We start from the raw sequence: 15,316 nt of genomic DNA on the forward strand, positions 1-15,316 counted from the left end.
GACTTTCGTCAGCAAGGAATCGGCTCGCATGGCAACCAGTGGAGGCTACTACGATTGCGTCGTTATCGGCGCAGGACACAACGGGCTGATTACTGCAGCCTATCTTGCCAAAGCTGGAAAGAAGGTTGCCGTTCTTGAGCGTCGGCACGTGCTCGGTGGTTGTTCGACGACCGAAGAGCTTTGGCCTGGATTCAAAGTCTCGACGGCCTCGTATGTTGTCAGTCTGCTTTTGCCTGAGATTATTCGGGATCTTAAGCTCAAGCAAAACGGCCTCAAAATCTTGCCCCGCGATCCTGCGTCGTTCACGCCGACCGATGATGGACGTTACTTGCTTTTGGGGCACGACGTCCACTCGAACGCTAAAGAGATTGCCAAGTTCAGTCAGAGTGACGCGGAGAATTATCCGAAATACAACGAATTGTTAGAGCGTATCGCAGCCGTTGTCGAGCCGATCCTTATGCAGACGGCGCCTGATCCGTTGCCGATGCCGAAAGATTGGCGAAGCATCCCTATCACCAAGCGAATTCGCGACACCTCTCGGCTTTGGAACTTCTATCAAACGTTCGGCAAGCTAGGAGGTGAAATTCCGGAAGCGATCGAACTTTTGTCCGGGGCGGCGCGGCCGATCTTAGAACGTTGGTTTGAAAGCGAACCACTTCGCGCGACCCTGGCCACCGATGCCATTATCGGAGCGTTTGCATCGATCTCGTCGCCGGGAACAGCTTACGTGCTGCTGCATCACGTGATGGGCGAAGCTGGCGGAAAACGCGGCGTCTGGGGCTTCGTCGAAGGGGGCATGGGCGGGATCGCTGCGGCCCTCGCGAAAACCTGCGAAGAGCTTGGTGTGACAATCGTACGCGAAGCGCCGGTAGAAAAGATCATGACTTCCGAGCACGGTACCCAAGGCGTTCAGATCGCCGATGGTACGACCTACGACGCGAAAGTTGTCGCCTCAAGTGTCGACGCGAATTTGACGTTCCGAAAGTTTCTAAATCCGAAACAGCTGCCGGCCGATTTTCTGCGAGCGATTTCAAATATCGATTACGCTTCGGCGTCTGCGAAGATCAACTTGGCGTTGGCGGAACCGCCGCAGTTTACGGCTTATCCTGAGCAGGGATTGAGCCCCATACATCGCGGGACGATGCACATCTCGCCTACCATGGATTACATCGAGCGTGCCTACGACGATGCCAAGTATGGTCGACCAAGCGAAGAGCCGATTTTGGAAATGACGATGCCAACTTCGGTCGACAAAACCATTGCCCCGGAAGGGAAGCACATTTTGTCGATCTTCGTGCAGTATGCCCCTTACCAACTCCGGGATGCGAACTGGGACGACATCAAGGAATCGTTCGCCGACCGCTGTGTCGAAAAGATCGGCCAATACGCACCAAACGTCCCTGCTGCGGTGATGCATCGACAGGTGCTTTCGCCACTCGACTTAGAGCGTGTCTACGGACTCACTGGGGGCAATATCATGCAAGGGGCGATGAACTTCAATCAGTTATTCGCCATGCGTCCCATTCCTGGCTGGGCCGATCATCGTACGCCGATCAAGGGACTTTATCTTTGCGGAGCGGCTAGTCACCCCGGCGGTGGCGTTATGGGGGCATGCGGTAAGAATGCGGCTGTCGAAATCTTGCGCGACTTCTAACGGACCAATTCCAGCGTCGTCCAGATGCTGGGATCTTCGTCGATGGGGAACTGTGTGTTGACGCTCTGGGTTTGCCAGCCCAGTTCGCGATCCATCACCGCATAGAAGAAGCCAAGCTTGTCATATTCACTCGGATCGTACCCCGTCAGGCTTGTCGCAGGGACGCAGCATTCCAACAAATAGCCATCCTTCGTCAGCGTTCCGCGAACGCGAAGATCGCCGGGGCGGACAGGGTTAGCGTTTTCACGAGCACGATTGATCAGCAGTTGATCGCCAACAGGATTACGATAGCTGGGGCCGGCTCCAATCGGTAGGAAGGCGAACCGATGACAAAATCTCGTGGCACGATGCACATTGTGTGTGGCCCTGGTGTCGAGCCAGATTTGAAAGCCGTCGCTCTCGTCGACACGGCTTTCGCGGCACCATACCGGTTGGCGTTTGCCAGAGACCAATACCGAAAAGGAGACCCCGCGTTCGTTCCAGCCGCCTCGCACGTCAGCGAATTGTTTGCGACTATCGAGTTCTCCGAAGCCCCGTAATTTGTGCTCGTCCGAATAAGCTAAGGGGGCCTGTTTCCAGATCTTAGCGCTATACTTCAGCGGAACCGAGTATTGAAACAGGAAGGATGGTGAGAGGACCGATTTCGCCATGGGCTTTGCTGTTTCGCTAGTTGAAGTTTGGCAGGGCTGGGCGAAGGGATGCAGGATTACGATTCGCGTTTGGTGCCGGTAAAGATGTAGTACGGCGTTTTGAACCACAGCAGGTAGGGAACCTTGGCGCGATTCTCTTCCAGTTTGTTGGTTTCGAAGTGTCGACGCAAATAGGGGAGATGGTCTCGCGACGGAAACACGTTATCTGACGCAAACCAAACCGGCCAAAAGCTCCGCGAAAACCACGAATGTCGCTTGAGAGTCTCATCCGGGAATTTCCGCGACACGTAAAAGTCGACGATGCCAATGGTGCCGCCTGGCTTCAAAATTCGCAGAGCATTGTCAATCGCGGCGAACCAGTCTGGGATCATCGTCAACGAATAGGAAAACGTAACGACGTCGGCATACCCTTCCTCAGGCGTCCAAGTGGTTGCGTCCGCTTCCACCGTTTTGACATTTGACCAGCCACGTTCCTGGATGCGGTCATCGCAGACTTTGAGCAGCGACGAAGCAAGATCGACCACGTATGCCTGCTTGAGGTTGCCAATTCGGTCGGAAATGAACTCCAGGTTCGATCCCGTTCCGCCACCCATGTCGACCCAAACGGCATCTTGAGGGGGGGCAATCGAGCGGTACATTTCTTCCCGCCCTTTGAGCAGACGCTTGCGAAAGTCGTCATATGCTCCGGCCTGACCGCTGTAAAAGCTGTCCAGGCGTTCTGCGTGGTTGTCACCTTTAACCGGTTTGACGGCCAGGTGATACAAGACTTTCAAGTCCGAAGCCAGGCTCATGCGTTGCTCCTCGAAGTTGGCGTGCGTCGGCTTAGGCAGCGATATCCGCGATTCGGAACGCCCCGTAGGTATGCACGCGATCCTTGACGTGAAGCTCGTCCGCTAGTTCCTGGTTGTATGTCAAAAGTTCGCCCACTTGTTTCTTTTGACCATTGTGGGTGATTTCGACTTCGTCAACAAAGTCGGTGTTCAAGCCACCGGTTCGCCAGATGATTCGCGAGTCTTCCTGGCCGGCCAGGCGATTGGTAATCGCTTGCCATTCGTTGACGAGTGCGAAGTAAAGCTTGTCGGTCAGCCAGTCTTGATGGTCCAGCAGCACTAAGCGATGGACCGGATGATCGTCATGCTTTTCCAGGAAGTGCTGAACCGAATCGGTATGGGTGCTGACTTTGTGGACCAGGCCATCCTTCAGCTTCTGGAAGTTGTCTGGCTTGAGATATTCTGGACAGCAAGCTTCCGTGTATTGACCGGTCACATAGACCCGCCAGAAATAGTTGTCCTGGATCGGCAACTCGGCAAAGACAGCACGCATGTTGTCTTGTACGAAGTCAACAATACCATTGGCGTACTGTTTTTCGAGGTGTTCGCGTTGGGCTCGCGGCACGCCAACAAGGCTCCATGTGGTGTCGCGGCTCATCGCAAACTTCAACGGGCCAGTCCACAACTTGCGGTCGATCACCTCGAAGATCTCGCGTTGTTCATCGAGATTTTTCGCATCGAGCAAATCGAGCACGAGCGGACGCATTCGCAGGACGTTCTCGACGTACATGTTCACCACTTTGGCGAATGCACCGGACGTTCCGCGGAAGTAGAAGCTTCGCTTTTTACGAGGACGGAAGTATTTGATCTTCCGGTCCCAGTAGCTGCGAGACCATTCTGGCAATGATCCTCGAAGCTTCGACTTGTAGATGTCTTTGAAGTCGAGCAACTGCCCTTTGCCGAACATGGAGAAGAAGTCTTCATACTCCAAGTTCTGGATGCCTGCTTTCTTCAAGTCGAGCAGAGCATTCTGACGGGGATTCATGTCCACGGCGTAAACATGGTTGGCACCTGCCAGGACATAGTCCAGGGCGTTGCAACCAGCCGAGGTAATCACCATCACGTTGTGATGAGGTTGAATCTCCAGGGCGACCCGATCCAAGCGAGGGTCTTCCCAGCAGGTATTGTAAACTAAGTTGTTACGGTGAACGAAGTTAAAGACACGACCTCGAACCCAGCTAACCAATGCCATTGCGGCCCTCAAACAACTAGATCAGGCAAGGATAGGGGGAAACCGGATGGGGACCCCTGCCAATCATCGAAGCACCAGAAATGGCACCCCAAAGTAACTCATTGATTGTAGGGGGTTGCCGTGCAATCACAAGCCGCGGTGCACCCCAATCCCCCTCCATTTCCTTGCTTCTTACATAAGATTTACCCATTCTCGGGATCTTGAAGAGTTCAGGGTATGCCCTGTCTCCAGTGATCCCCAGAGGAGGTATTCGTCGCGTTCACAGTTCGATTGTGAAAAAGAACTGTTCGGCTGCAAATTTCTGAAATGCGGCTGCTAGCGACTGCGAAAGATTCTCCGGCTCGCCTACTTCAATGAGAGCCCCATGAATGGCCTGATTGACTGTCCCGCCGGCGGCAAGACCCGACAATACGAAGTATTCGAAGCGGTTCAAAGGAACGCGGCGGACGACGAACTCGCGCCGCGTCAGGGCCAAGTAACTGGGCTGAAACGCAGGGATCGGGGCGTTCGCATCTTGCTTGACCGCCGTGATGAAGTCGTTCACGGGGAAGGGAAACGAATGGATCCGCAGGCAGGGCACCATCGTAAACGTTGCCTCAGCGAACGCTTCAGGTTCAATGCCTTCCAACTGCTTTGAAGAGACGACCTCTTGTCCTTCGTAGCCGGGGCCGTCGAAGATCTGGTCGATCGAACGTTCGGTAACGGCAAGGCCTACCAGAAAGTCTTCCAGGCTCCACTCATCGGTTCGGTACGTCGGACTGGTCACTTCAAGGAACTCAGGAAACTGATCTCCCAGTCGATTGAGGGTGTACGACGTCGATGGATGCTGCTGAAGATAGGCGAGCGCAAATTGGTCGAACAGTTCGTCCCCTACCGACCTGGCAAACAGTGGATAGATCGATTTCAGGCACTCAATCAGCCGCGCATAGTAGGCGTTTGCGTAAACTTCCAAACGCTCCAGGCTCGTCCGTTTCTCGCTGCGAGTAACGACCGATTCGACCTCGGCTGCATCGATGTTGATCAATCGGCGAGCTTCGTCGGATTGAATGCCCTGCTCTACGCCACCCACGTTGGTAATGACCGACTGCATCCACTTTTGCAAGATCGGCAAGTCCGCAGGAATCGACTTGGCGTTATCCATTTGCCTAGTTCACTTCATGCTCGATGCGATGAGCCGGATGAGGAACGGTCGTGGCCGTTTCCTGGGAAGGAGACTCGACTGAGATCGACTCTCCAGCGATGAACTTCTTCGCCTTAAGCACTTCGGCGTGCATCGTAGCGAAGTCTGGAATGTTGGCGTCCCATTCCAGCAAAGTCGAAACACCTCCGGTGCGCTGATGAGCCAAACGATACAGTTGCCAAACCGGATCGATTACCTGGCCGTCGTGGGTATCAATGCAGTAATCGCCCATATTGGTATGACCGGCGAGATGGAACTGGACGATGCTCTCCCACGGTAGGTTTTCGATATACTCGGCCGGATCGAAGTCGTGATTAATCGCGGAAACGTAAACGTTGTTGACATCCAGTAGCAGACCGCACCCGGTCTCTTCCGTGAGCGCTGAGAGAAATTCCCACTCGTGCATCGTCGACGCAGCGAAGGTTACGTAGCTGCTCGGATCTTCCAGGATGAGAGGCTGCTCGAGAAAGTCTTGAACCTGGCGTACGCGTGAAGCTACATGTTGCAAAGTTTCTTCGTTGTAAGGAATCGGCAGCAAGTCGTGCGTGTTCTTGCCGGCCACCCCAGTCCAGCAAACGTGATCGGAAATCCACTTTGCATCGATCGCAGTAGAAAGCGTTTTCAGCTTTTTCAGATAGTCGAAGTCGAGCGGGTCTGTGCTGCCAATTGAAAGGGAAACCCCATGCATCACGATAGGGTAACGTTCGGCAATTTGATCCAAGACGTACCGCGGTCGGCCTTGCGAGTCGATGTAGTTCTCGGAGATGATCTCGAACCAATCGACCGCCGGCCAATACTCTAAAATGTGCGAGAAGTGGGGGGCTCGAAGGCCAACCCCAAGTCCCAAGTTTTCGTGGCCAAGCCGAGGCTGTGGCATAGTTTCGCCTCTGTCGGTTAGGCGGCGGCTTCCGGAGCTGGCTTCAGTTCGACGCCTTTTTCCTTCATGCGTTCCTCGAACAAGTCGCGGGCCTTCTCCCACATGCCACCACTCATCGGCACATGGCAACCGCCTTTGCCTTTGCATTCATTCGCACCAGGCGTTTTGCCGCAACCGCCCTGCCCTTTGCACTCGTTGTGGCCACCACAAACGTGATGCTCAACGGTGGCACACGTCCCGGCGCCTGCACATTCGTTGGTGCCTTTGGCGCCTTGCCCTTTGCACTCGTTCAAGCCACGACAAGCATGCTTGGCGACCGTGGAGGTATCGGTTTCGTCGGAGGGGGCGTCGCTGTCGGATGTGGTTGGTTTGGCCTGAGAACCACAGCCGATTGCTCCGGCTGCCATCATGCCACTTAACGCAGCGGCTGAAAGCTTGTGAAAGTCGCGGCGGGTGTAATCTTTTTGGGACATGGGGCCTGTTTCTCCTTGTCCGGAGGGGGAAGATGGTTTGTCGAAGCTAAGTGTCAGTTTATCGGATAAGGGCACGGCCGTCTGGTTAGCCTTATTACCTTCTACCCGAAAAAGTCGACGGTGGTCTTCACTGCGTCGGCCAGCTTTTCTACTTCTTCCCGAGTATTGTACAGATAGAAACTGGCTCGCACACTTGCGCTGATGCCCAACTTCTTATGCAGTGGCAACGTGCAGTGGTGTCCTTCTCGTACGGCAATTCCGCGACCATCGAGGAATGTCGCAATATCGCTTGCCGCGAGTCCGTCGATCACGAAGCTGACGATGCCTGCTTTTTTGCTGACGTCAGGTCCTAAGATTCGTAGCCCTGGCACATCGGCAAGCAGTTCATGGGCATAGTTTGCCAGTGACTGTTCGTGCTGCAAAATGCGAGCGAGACCAACGTTTTCCAGGTACTCAATGGCCGGTTTCATCGCAATCGCGTCAGCAATCGGAGGTGTGCCGGCTTCAAATTTAGCCGGCAGCATGGCTGGTGTGAATCGATCGATCTCGACCATGTCGATCATGCTTCCGCCCCCGAGGAACGGCGGCATTTCTTCCAAGAGCTGCTGCTTTCCGTACAGTACGCCGACGCCGGACGGCCCTAGCATTTTATGGCCACTAAACGCCACAAAGTCGGCGTCCCAACCCGTCACGTCGATTGCTTCGTGAGGAACAGCCTGGGCGGCATCGACCACTACTTTAGCACCCACCGCGTGGGCCGCTTCGGTGATGTACGAAATCGGGTTGATCGTTCCCAGGACATTAGACACGGCCGCAACGGCAACCACTTTCGTCCTGTCGGTCAAGACTTTGGGAAGAAAGTCGAGATCGAGCTGGCCATCTTCCGTAATAGGAATCGCTCGAATCGTTGCTCCGGTTCGCTCGGCCAACTGCTGCCAGGGAACGAGGTTCGAGTGATGCTCCATTTCGGTCAGCAATATCTCGTCGCCCTGGGAAACGTTCGCATCTCCCCAGCTTCGAGCGACTAGATTGATCCCCATGGTCGTTCCGCTGGTGAAAATCACCTCGTGTTCGGATTTCGCTCCCAAAAATGTTTGAATCGAACGACGAGCCACTTCAAACAGGTCGGTCGATTCGCCACTGAGTCGATGAGCCCCTCGGTGCACATTCGCGTAACGCTTTTCGTAGACGTCACTTAAACAGTCGATCACCGACTTCGGGCGTTGGCTGCTGGCACCGTTGTCGAGGTAAACCAGCGGATTGTTCTCTTCGTCGACTTGATGCAGAATGGGGAAATCGGCTCGGATGCGCTCAACGTCCAGTTGCGATTCCACGTCGAAAGTGGCCATGAAATTGAGTTCTGTTGGGGGAATGAGGCGTCTTAGAACGCCTGCTCATTTTTCGCATACTTAGGTTATTTTATTCCCCAGGACCCAATCGGACAACGAGCGGTTCGCCCCCTTTATTTAAGTCGCCAGAACGTTTCCCACTCGATTTTCAGTTGTTTGCGTCGCTCTTCTGTATCTTGAGCGAATCGTGCGGCATCGACGGGATAGCCGGCCGTTTCCGCAATGCCAGGCACTTCCGCCGCCCAATAGCGATTGATGGCCTTCATTGCGACTTCTCGGTGATATTTTGCAAACAGCGATGCCAACGCGGTCGGCAGAAAGCCTTCGCCTTTCGAGCGAAATTCGATTGTCACTTCCAACGGCCCGACTTCTCCGAAATATCGACTCACGCCACGAGACTCTTCCAAAATCTTCCACCACGCGTCGGGAAAAAAATGCTGCAAGAGGCCGGCGTAATAGTCGCGTCCCCCATGTTTATCGCAAACGATTCGGACCGCTTGAGGGTGACCGTCGTCGATCGATTGAAGAAGTTTTCTTAAGAGGCCAAGCGACGCGTGCGAAAGAACGGTGCTCTTGTTACCAATTCGCGTCAGGCGTTTGTTGTAGGCTTTTTCGGTCAGGAAGACACAGCGAACATCCGTCAACCCGATACCTGCTTCCTCGCATGCCTGTTGGAATAATGTTGCTCGAGATTCCAAGCGGTCGGCAATCGCTTGCAGTGGAAACGTAGGGTTCCAGTCTTCATACCACGGCGCGAGATCTGAGGCTGCGTCTTCCTCTAAATCTGGTTCGCAGCAGCCTCGCCAGATGGGCATCGTAGATGTCAGCTTGGCAGCCGAGGCAAACACAGCTTCTTCAAGGAGCGACAAATCGTTTCGCTTGCCGTAAACCGCCTTCGAGTCAGCAATGGCTAAATGCGTTTTGCTCGGTTTCCTTGCGACAGCTTTTTGGAGTAGATCGTATAGTTCGACCTGGTCCAGATCGTCATGCCGTTGGTCAAGCTGCCAAACGGTGCCGCCGATTACCAAGGGACCGATGTTGGGGCCGTAGCCTGCTTCATCTACTCCGATCAAATATGCCACGTGTTTGCCTGTCAGCGAGTCTTCTCGAAAGATACGAACTCGCTTGGTTCTAAGGCGATTTACCGAAATTGCAAGAGGCCGAAGTCGCTGGGGGTTACTTCAAAGCCAGCCGTCGCAGGCCACGCTTCCGTCCCTTCGCCAACAATCACTCGTTGTACAGCCATTCCCCAAGAGTCGCCTGGTTGGAGTAGTTCGCCGGTCAATTCATCGAAGGGGATGGCCGCTTCGATCGTCCAAGACTGGGCGTCCTGTTCTGCAGCGACATACCAGCGTGGATTCCACGACTGGTTGCCGGCCAGCGAGTCGGAGGTCATCCCACGGTAATCGACCGTCAAACAGTAGGCGGTCGCATAGTCGCGATCGAGATCGAGATAGATATGGACGCGATCGCTTTCGTCAAGATTCGAGTCGCGTTCGCGACGATGTTCCGAAGTGGTGTCGTAGCGGAACGCTTTCGATTTCATACAACGAATCGCAATATACAAATAGTCTTCGTCGAACCCCATCAGCATCGCGGCTGGAGGAGCACCCTTGGCCGTCGAGGTCGTTCCTGCTTGAAAGTCTTGCGGTTTGCCAGTTTGCCAGATCCGGTCGTTTAGTCGACCATCGAGAATTGGCTTCGATTCGTCGTAGTTCGCCGCCACAATTGGGGCATCGACTCGGCTGTTACCGCGGCCTAAGACCAGCTCCCACTGAGCTCGCTGGCACCACGCATTCTCTTGACCAAGATTGAGCAGCCGTCGCACGTAAGATTCTCCCTGACGCGAGTGCCCTTGTTCGGACAGCAGCCGCTCAAGCAAAAATGCCAGGGAAGGATCGGCAAGCACGTGAGGCATCGTTTGATTCAGTTCAGCAATCAGTTCTACCGCTCGCTCTGGAGACTTCGTAGGACGCTGGTAGTTGCTGGCTTTATTGAAAGAGACCGTGGCGATGTCATGCTTGTCCGCTTCCGTCTCTTTCGTTTCTGTTTCCTGTGGTTTAGTCGGCGTTGCGAACTCGACCGTATCGCGGCCGAGGAACTGAATCTCCTCACTGGCGTAATAGGCCAAAAGCCATGCGGCCGAACGTTCCGCAAGAACATGGTTTGGGAAGTTGCGCACCAATTGATGATGCATGTCAGCGGCGAGAGTTAAATTGCCACTTGCGTTTGCTTTGCCAGCCAAGTGAGAAAGGACTTCCACGCTTCGAGCGGGCGGTAGTTCTTCAGAAAGCTTCAACATTTGACCTAGGACTAACGCACTACGCTGGTCGTCTTTCACGGCCAGATTGATCATTTCCAGCATGTTGCGGCGTTTCTGCGCGGTTCGCTGCAGCTTTGCTAGGTCGACGATGGGCATCTGCTGTGGCGGCCGCCGGGCTCCCTTTCCAGCGGGCACCGAAAGTCCGGTGAACAAGTCGCTGAGCCGATCCCCGAGCAGTCCGCTGGACCGGAGTACTTTGAATCGTAGCGTGGAAGGGCCGTCTTCGAGCTTGCCGGTGGCGATGCCTCGCGACACGCCGGCGTGCTCGGAAAGGGACATCGCCAGTTGGGGAGAGATTTGGGTCGAGTTCAACGAAATCGAACCGTTTTGGTTCTCCGGAACGACGCTACAGACCCTGGCCACCGACCAGGTCTTTAGTCCCAGCTTGGAAAGTTGTTCCGGAAACACTTCCGGATCGTTCGCTTGCTCGACCGCTTTGAGAACCATTTGATTGATCAGATATGCCAGCGGTGTCTTGCCGGTCGGGTCGGCATAGTCTGTCACGATCACGGTCGGTTGCCACTGGCGGATTTGCTGCACCAAATAGCGTTCGGCAGCAGCGAGCCCTCGGCCATCGTTGGCCGTGTCCCATTCAGCAACCATCTGCTTGCCGCTCAACTTCAATTGCGTATCGTGGGCCGGGAATTGCCAGGCCGTGTGACCGAAGTTTCCACCTCCATGCACAATGGCATCTTGCAAGGGGAGCCGCGGCAGGCCGCTCTCTTGCGTGGGGCGATTGATGATGTCGATACCGGTTAAATAGCCTTGGGTGCCGGCATGGTGACTGATGAGCTCGTACGGAATGATGGAAGGATCGTGAAAGATTCCCAGCAGTGCAAGTCGCTCGCCACCCTGTTTTTGGACAGTCCAAGTCGTTCCACCGTCGGTGGTGTGCAGGATCGTTCCGAGCGAGCCGACGGCCCAGCCGGTCGATTCGTTGCGGAAAAAGAGCCCGTGAATGTTCGCAGTGGTCGGCAATTTTTGTGTCGAGAACGTTTGTCCGCCATCTTGGGAATGCAGCAAGAAACTGCCAGGCGAACCGCCGATCCAAATATGTTTGCCGAGTCGCTCGACCACGTAGAGATCCACGTTGCGGTCCGTTTCAGCCAGTGGATCTGCGGCGACCACTTCCCACGAAACGCCGGCGTTGGTACTGCTGAGGATCAGTCCCCCTTCGCCGACCGCGGTAGCATCTTGTGAACCGGCGACGACGATATCTTGCATGTCACGAAGCGGGTCGACTTCAATGGTCGGTTTACGAATCCCGCCTCGATCGGCCAACGAAATATTGCCTCCACCACCGGCGAGAATCAATTCGCCGTTGGGTAGGACGGCAAATCGATGGAAACGCCGATTTTGAGTTCCTGGCAGGCATCGCCAACTGCGGCCGCCATCGGTCGTTTCAAATAGACCGCTGGGAAATAGATGCGAGTTGTAGCCGACTGCCCAGCCATGACGGGTGTCTTCAAACCGAACCGCCGTCAGCTTCGGCAGCGATTGTTCGGGAAGTGTCTCCCAGGTAACGCCACCGTCGGAGGTTCGTATGACGACGCCGCGCGTCTGATTGCTGTACGGCTGTTGGTGACCACCTACGGCCCAGCCGTGACGCATGTCGGTGAAGTGGACACTGTGCAGATGGGCATCGGTGCCGGAAGGAATTTGTTCCCATTGAACTCCCGCATCGCTGGTTCGCCAGATGGAACCATGATCGCCGACAGCAATCCCATGCCGATCGTCCACGAAAGTGACGTCATTCAGCCGCGCGTCGAGGTACCACATATTTGGCACATCGGCGAAAACTGGGGCGGCTAGCATCGCTAGCGTGGCGATCGCGTACATGTACGAGAAGGGGCGACCGAAGGCTGGAATGAGTCCGTTCATTCGACAAACCACGAGAATATAAGGAGATCAAGTTCGAGAATCGCGACGGAATCTTAGAAGAAACGGCAAGATCGTGCCAATCCGGTTCGCCCGACTTTAGAGAATTCCTGCGAACCAAACCGAGAAAAGTGCGATAAACAGAAGGGAAAGTCACACTTTTATGGGGAGAGATGCATGCATTTGCCAAGCTGCCGAGCCACGTTGCCGTTGGTCTTAGGCATTCTGTTGGCGATGCCAAGCATGCTATCAGCGGCTCCCTCCGCCGATTTCGAGAAGTTTCTTTCCCCCATTCTGGAAGATGCGGTCCGGCGTTCGTTGCCGACATCGTTCAAAGACGAGTCGGATTGGAATCGCACGCACGACTTCACCAAGCGGCTGAAAGTTCGTGGGAAATGGAACAGCTTGAAGCTGGAGCGTGTCCGCGAGGCGAAAAACCATGGCGATTGGGTTCGCTACCTGGGACATATTGAAGATCCGAAACAGCATGTGCAAATCTGGATCGAAGATCTCAACGTCGGCCCGATGCGTTCGACGTGCCAAATCCATGCCCGCGTCGAATTTCAGGGAGAAGCGGAGTATCAGCAGTGGCTTCGGGGCGTACGTCTTCTGGGAGTCAGTGTCGTGGCGGAAGCGACCGTAAAAATCCGACTCGACGTGCAGCTCGACAGCAAATGGGACCGCTCCAAGTTGCTATCCACGGCCGAATTCACACCTACCGTCACCGGCGGGCAGATCGATCTCGAGCGGTTTTACGTCCACCGCATCGGCAAAGCCCACGGCGAAGTGGCCGAACAAATCGGTGAGCAATTGGAAGGGACGCTTGTCAAAAAGGTCGCCAAGCAGAACGAAAAGTTAGTTCGCGAAGCCAATAAGGCGATCGCCAAAGAGCTGGAAAACGGCACCGTCAAGCTCGACTTGATCGACTATCTAAAGAAGCAGTTGGCGAAGTAGCACTTTCTTCCGACGCACGGCACTTCGATCCCCGGCTTTGAATGAAGCGACGAACGACGATAATGAAGCGTATGTCGTCGTTTTCTCGGAAAGTGCCCATGTCTGATTCGCTCGATTGGATTCCTGAACAGCTCGATCTTCTCCAGGCCATGGAGCGTCGCCGTGACGTTCATGTTCGAGCGACACCTCAAGGGGCGACTGTGGCGTGGAAAGATGCGACGCTGATCAACTTTGGCAGCAACGACTACCTCGATCTGGCCGCCGATAACCGCCTTGCCGAAGCGGCTCAAAAGGCGATCGAGCAAGATGGTTGGGGAAGTGGGGCGAGTCCTTTAATCACGGGGCATGGTCGCCAGCAGCGAGAGTTGGAGAAGGCCCTTGCCGCGTTCGAAGGAACCGAAGCCGCACTGACATTTTCTAGTGGCTTCGCTGCAAATGCCGGGACGATCGATGCAGTAACCGATCGTGGCGATGTCATTCTGAGCGACGAAAAGAATCATGCGAGCATTATCGATGGCACGCGGCTTTCCAAAGCGACCGTAAGAGTGTACCCGCACCGCGACGTGGACTATCTCGAGAACCTGCTCAAACAGTGCGGCACGTTTCGCCGGCGATTGATCGTGACCGATACGCTCTTCAGCATGGATGGCACGATCGCTCCGCTGGAAGAGTTGGTCGAACTCGCTGAGCAATATAACGCCATGCTGATGGTCGATGAAGCGCATGCGACTGGGGTGTTCGGCAACCATGGGCATGGGCTGTGCGAACACTTCGGTGTGGAAGACCGAGTGCCGATCCGTGTCGGTACGTTCAGCAAAGCACTCGGCGGCCATGGTGGGTTCGTTGTTGGTTCGCAAGCTCTGATCGACTGGCTGGTCAATCGCTCGCGTCCCTATATCTTTTCAACCGCCGCCCCGGCCGCAAATGCCGCCGCTATGTTGGCGTCGCTGGAAATCGTGCAGAGCGAACCATCACGGCGGATTGCGGTGATGGAGCACGCCGACTATTTGCGAAAGAAACTTCGCGAGCAAGGGTGGAGTTTGGGAGACAGCCAAAGTCAGATCATCCCGATTATCGTCGGTACCGAGACACTGGCGATGGAGCTTTCGGCGAAGTTATTTCAATTGGGCATGCTTGTCCCCGGCATTCGTCCCCCGTCGGTTCCTGACGGGGAGTGTCTCCTGCGGATCAGTCTTTCCGCAGGTCACACGCGGCAGCACTTGGACACGTTGGTCGAAGCCTTGGGGACCGTTCGTTTCTAAGCTTTTCCAATTGGCGACGAATAACGGCATGGTATTATTCCACTAAGAGTAAGACGTTTTCACTTCGGATCAGAACCATTCAAATCTTTGCTCTCTTACTTGCGTTATTCGTCACCGTTCCCTTGGTGGAACTTTTTCTATTGCTATGGCTTTCTCATGCCACCAGCATTTGGGTGACGTTCGGAACCGTGCTTTTCACCGGCATCCTGGGCTCACTGCTGGCGCGAAGCCAAGGCTTTTCGACGTGGCAGAAAATTCAGTCGCAGCTAGCCGCTGGACAAATGCCTGGCAGTGCGATGGCCGATGCGGCGATGATCTTTGCCGCAGGGGCGTTGCTGATGACGCCTGGTCTTTTAACCGATGGGGTTGGTTTCGCGATGCTAATTCCGCCCTGCCGGGCATGGATCAAGGCACGCTTTCTCAGTTGGGCCAAGTCGAAGTTTCATATCCAAGCCAGCACCACCGTCGACGGCGAAACACGAACCTATCGCAGCTCGCCAGGCCGATCGGAAGTGGTCGACTCGTACATCGTGCCCGATCAGAAAGACCATAAGGCAATCGAAGAATAAAGCTTGGGAAGTTGCGTGGAGCAGATCGACGTAGGATGGCTCCGGTTTCCGAATCGAAAGCCATCGCTTTCGGCGTTTGGCAAACGCTCCCGTCTGGACTTCGCTTTTGCTTAGTGCGCAAAAAA

The 15,316-nt window shown here is 55.0% G+C and carries 13 protein-coding genes; 4 read left to right on the top strand and 9 right to left on the bottom strand.

Features of this window, described 5'->3' with window-relative positions:
• Positions 1-28: 28 nt before the first annotated feature.
• Positions 29-1,654, top strand: a complete 1,626-nt coding sequence (locus LA756_RS20725; protein ID WP_224436631.1) for an NAD(P)/FAD-dependent oxidoreductase — start codon at positions 29-31, stop codon at positions 1,652-1,654.
• On the opposite strand, the gene LA756_RS20730 is transcribed toward LA756_RS20725, so the two are convergent.
• The 9 genes from LA756_RS20730 to LA756_RS20770 form a co-directional block, all read right to left on the bottom strand.
• Entirely contained in the window at positions 1,651-2,304 is a 654-nt protein-coding gene (locus LA756_RS20730; RefSeq protein WP_224436632.1) for a hypothetical protein, read from the bottom strand. The genes LA756_RS20725 and LA756_RS20730 overlap by 4 nt on opposite strands.
• A 56-nt stretch (positions 2,305-2,360) precedes the next feature.
• Complete coding sequence (locus LA756_RS20735) at positions 2,361-3,095, bottom strand: class I SAM-dependent methyltransferase (RefSeq protein WP_224436633.1); 735 nt, start codon at positions 3,093-3,095, stop codon at positions 2,361-2,363.
• A gap of 31 nt (positions 3,096-3,126) precedes the next feature.
• The gene (locus LA756_RS20740; RefSeq protein WP_224436634.1) at positions 3,127-4,326 is read right to left on the bottom strand and encodes a DUF3419 family protein; all 1,200 of its coding nucleotides are present in this window, start codon (positions 4,324-4,326) and stop codon (positions 3,127-3,129) included.
• 259 nt (positions 4,327-4,585) lie between these two features.
• Positions 4,586-5,467: a DNA-binding domain-containing protein gene (locus LA756_RS20745; RefSeq protein WP_224436635.1), complete on the bottom strand. Its 882-nt coding sequence runs from the start codon at positions 5,465-5,467 to the stop codon at positions 4,586-4,588.
• A gap of 4 nt (positions 5,468-5,471) precedes the next feature.
• Positions 5,472-6,383, bottom strand: coding sequence for a DUF692 domain-containing protein (locus LA756_RS20750; RefSeq protein WP_224436636.1), 912 nt, complete (start codon positions 6,381-6,383; stop codon positions 5,472-5,474).
• A 17-nt stretch (positions 6,384-6,400) separates the two neighbouring features.
• Complete coding sequence (locus LA756_RS20755) at positions 6,401-6,856, bottom strand: twin-arginine translocation signal domain-containing protein (protein WP_224436637.1); 456 nt, start codon at positions 6,854-6,856, stop codon at positions 6,401-6,403.
• A 101-nt stretch (positions 6,857-6,957) separates the two neighbouring features.
• Positions 6,958-8,205 carry an aminotransferase class V-fold PLP-dependent enzyme gene (locus tag LA756_RS20760; RefSeq protein ID WP_224436638.1) on the bottom strand — a complete coding sequence of 416 codons (1,248 nt, stop codon included), beginning with the start codon at positions 8,203-8,205 and terminating at the stop codon, positions 6,958-6,960.
• A gap of 113 nt (positions 8,206-8,318) precedes the next feature.
• Positions 8,319-9,287: a hypothetical protein gene (locus LA756_RS20765; RefSeq protein ID WP_224436639.1), complete on the bottom strand. Its 969-nt coding sequence runs from the start codon at positions 9,285-9,287 to the stop codon at positions 8,319-8,321.
• A gap of 59 nt (positions 9,288-9,346) precedes the next feature.
• Positions 9,347-12,409 carry a YCF48-related protein gene (locus LA756_RS20770; protein ID WP_224436640.1) on the bottom strand — a complete coding sequence of 1,021 codons (3,063 nt, stop codon included), beginning with the start codon at positions 12,407-12,409 and terminating at the stop codon, positions 9,347-9,349.
• Positions 12,410-12,583: 174 nt separating this feature from the next.
• Between LA756_RS20770 and LA756_RS20775 the strand changes: the two genes are divergently transcribed.
• The 3 genes from LA756_RS20775 to LA756_RS20785 all read left to right on the top strand — a co-directional run bounded on the left by LA756_RS20775 (position 12,584) and on the right by LA756_RS20785 (position 15,191).
• Entirely contained in the window at positions 12,584-13,360 is a 777-nt protein-coding gene (locus LA756_RS20775) for a hypothetical protein (protein ID WP_224436641.1), read from the top strand.
• A 98-nt stretch (positions 13,361-13,458) separates the two neighbouring features.
• Complete coding sequence (gene bioF / locus LA756_RS20780) at positions 13,459-14,622, top strand: 8-amino-7-oxononanoate synthase (RefSeq protein ID WP_224436642.1); 1,164 nt, start codon at positions 13,459-13,461, stop codon at positions 14,620-14,622.
• Entirely contained in the window at positions 14,535-15,191 is a 657-nt protein-coding gene (locus tag LA756_RS20785) for an FxsA family protein (protein WP_224436643.1), read from the top strand. Before bioF ends, LA756_RS20785 begins: the two co-directional genes overlap by 88 nt.
• Positions 15,192-15,316 lie beyond the last annotated feature (125 nt).

This window comes from Bremerella sp. TYQ1 (assembly GCF_020150455.1).
GTDB classification, from domain to species: domain Bacteria; phylum Planctomycetota; class Planctomycetia; order Pirellulales; family Pirellulaceae; genus Bremerella; species Bremerella volcania_A.

Bases quoted from the DNA above. Each gene is read 5' to 3' on its own strand.
- LA756_RS20725 (WP_224436631.1), top strand. From the start codon at position 29: ATGGCAACCAGTGGAGGCTACTACGATTGCGTCGTTATCGGCGCAGGA.
- LA756_RS20730 (WP_224436632.1), bottom strand. From the start codon at position 2,304: ATGGCGAAATCGGTCCTCTCACCATCCTTCCTGTTTCAATACTCGGTT.
- LA756_RS20735 (WP_224436633.1), bottom strand. From the start codon at position 3,095: ATGAGCCTGGCTTCGGACTTGAAAGTCTTGTATCACCTGGCCGTCAAA.
- LA756_RS20740 (WP_224436634.1), bottom strand. From the start codon at position 4,326: ATGGCATTGGTTAGCTGGGTTCGAGGTCGTGTCTTTAACTTCGTTCAC.
- LA756_RS20745 (WP_224436635.1), bottom strand. From the start codon at position 5,467: ATGGATAACGCCAAGTCGATTCCTGCGGACTTGCCGATCTTGCAAAAG.
- LA756_RS20750 (WP_224436636.1), bottom strand. From the start codon at position 6,383: ATGCCACAGCCTCGGCTTGGCCACGAAAACTTGGGACTTGGGGTTGGC.
- LA756_RS20755 (WP_224436637.1), bottom strand. From the start codon at position 6,856: ATGTCCCAAAAAGATTACACCCGCCGCGACTTTCACAAGCTTTCAGCC.
- LA756_RS20760 (WP_224436638.1), bottom strand. From the start codon at position 8,205: ATGGCCACTTTCGACGTGGAATCGCAACTGGACGTTGAGCGCATCCGA.
- LA756_RS20770 (WP_224436640.1), bottom strand. From the start codon at position 12,409: ATGAACGGACTCATTCCAGCCTTCGGTCGCCCCTTCTCGTACATGTAC.
- LA756_RS20775 (WP_224436641.1), top strand. From the start codon at position 12,584: ATGCATTTGCCAAGCTGCCGAGCCACGTTGCCGTTGGTCTTAGGCATT.
- bioF (WP_224436642.1), top strand. From the start codon at position 13,459: ATGTCTGATTCGCTCGATTGGATTCCTGAACAGCTCGATCTTCTCCAG.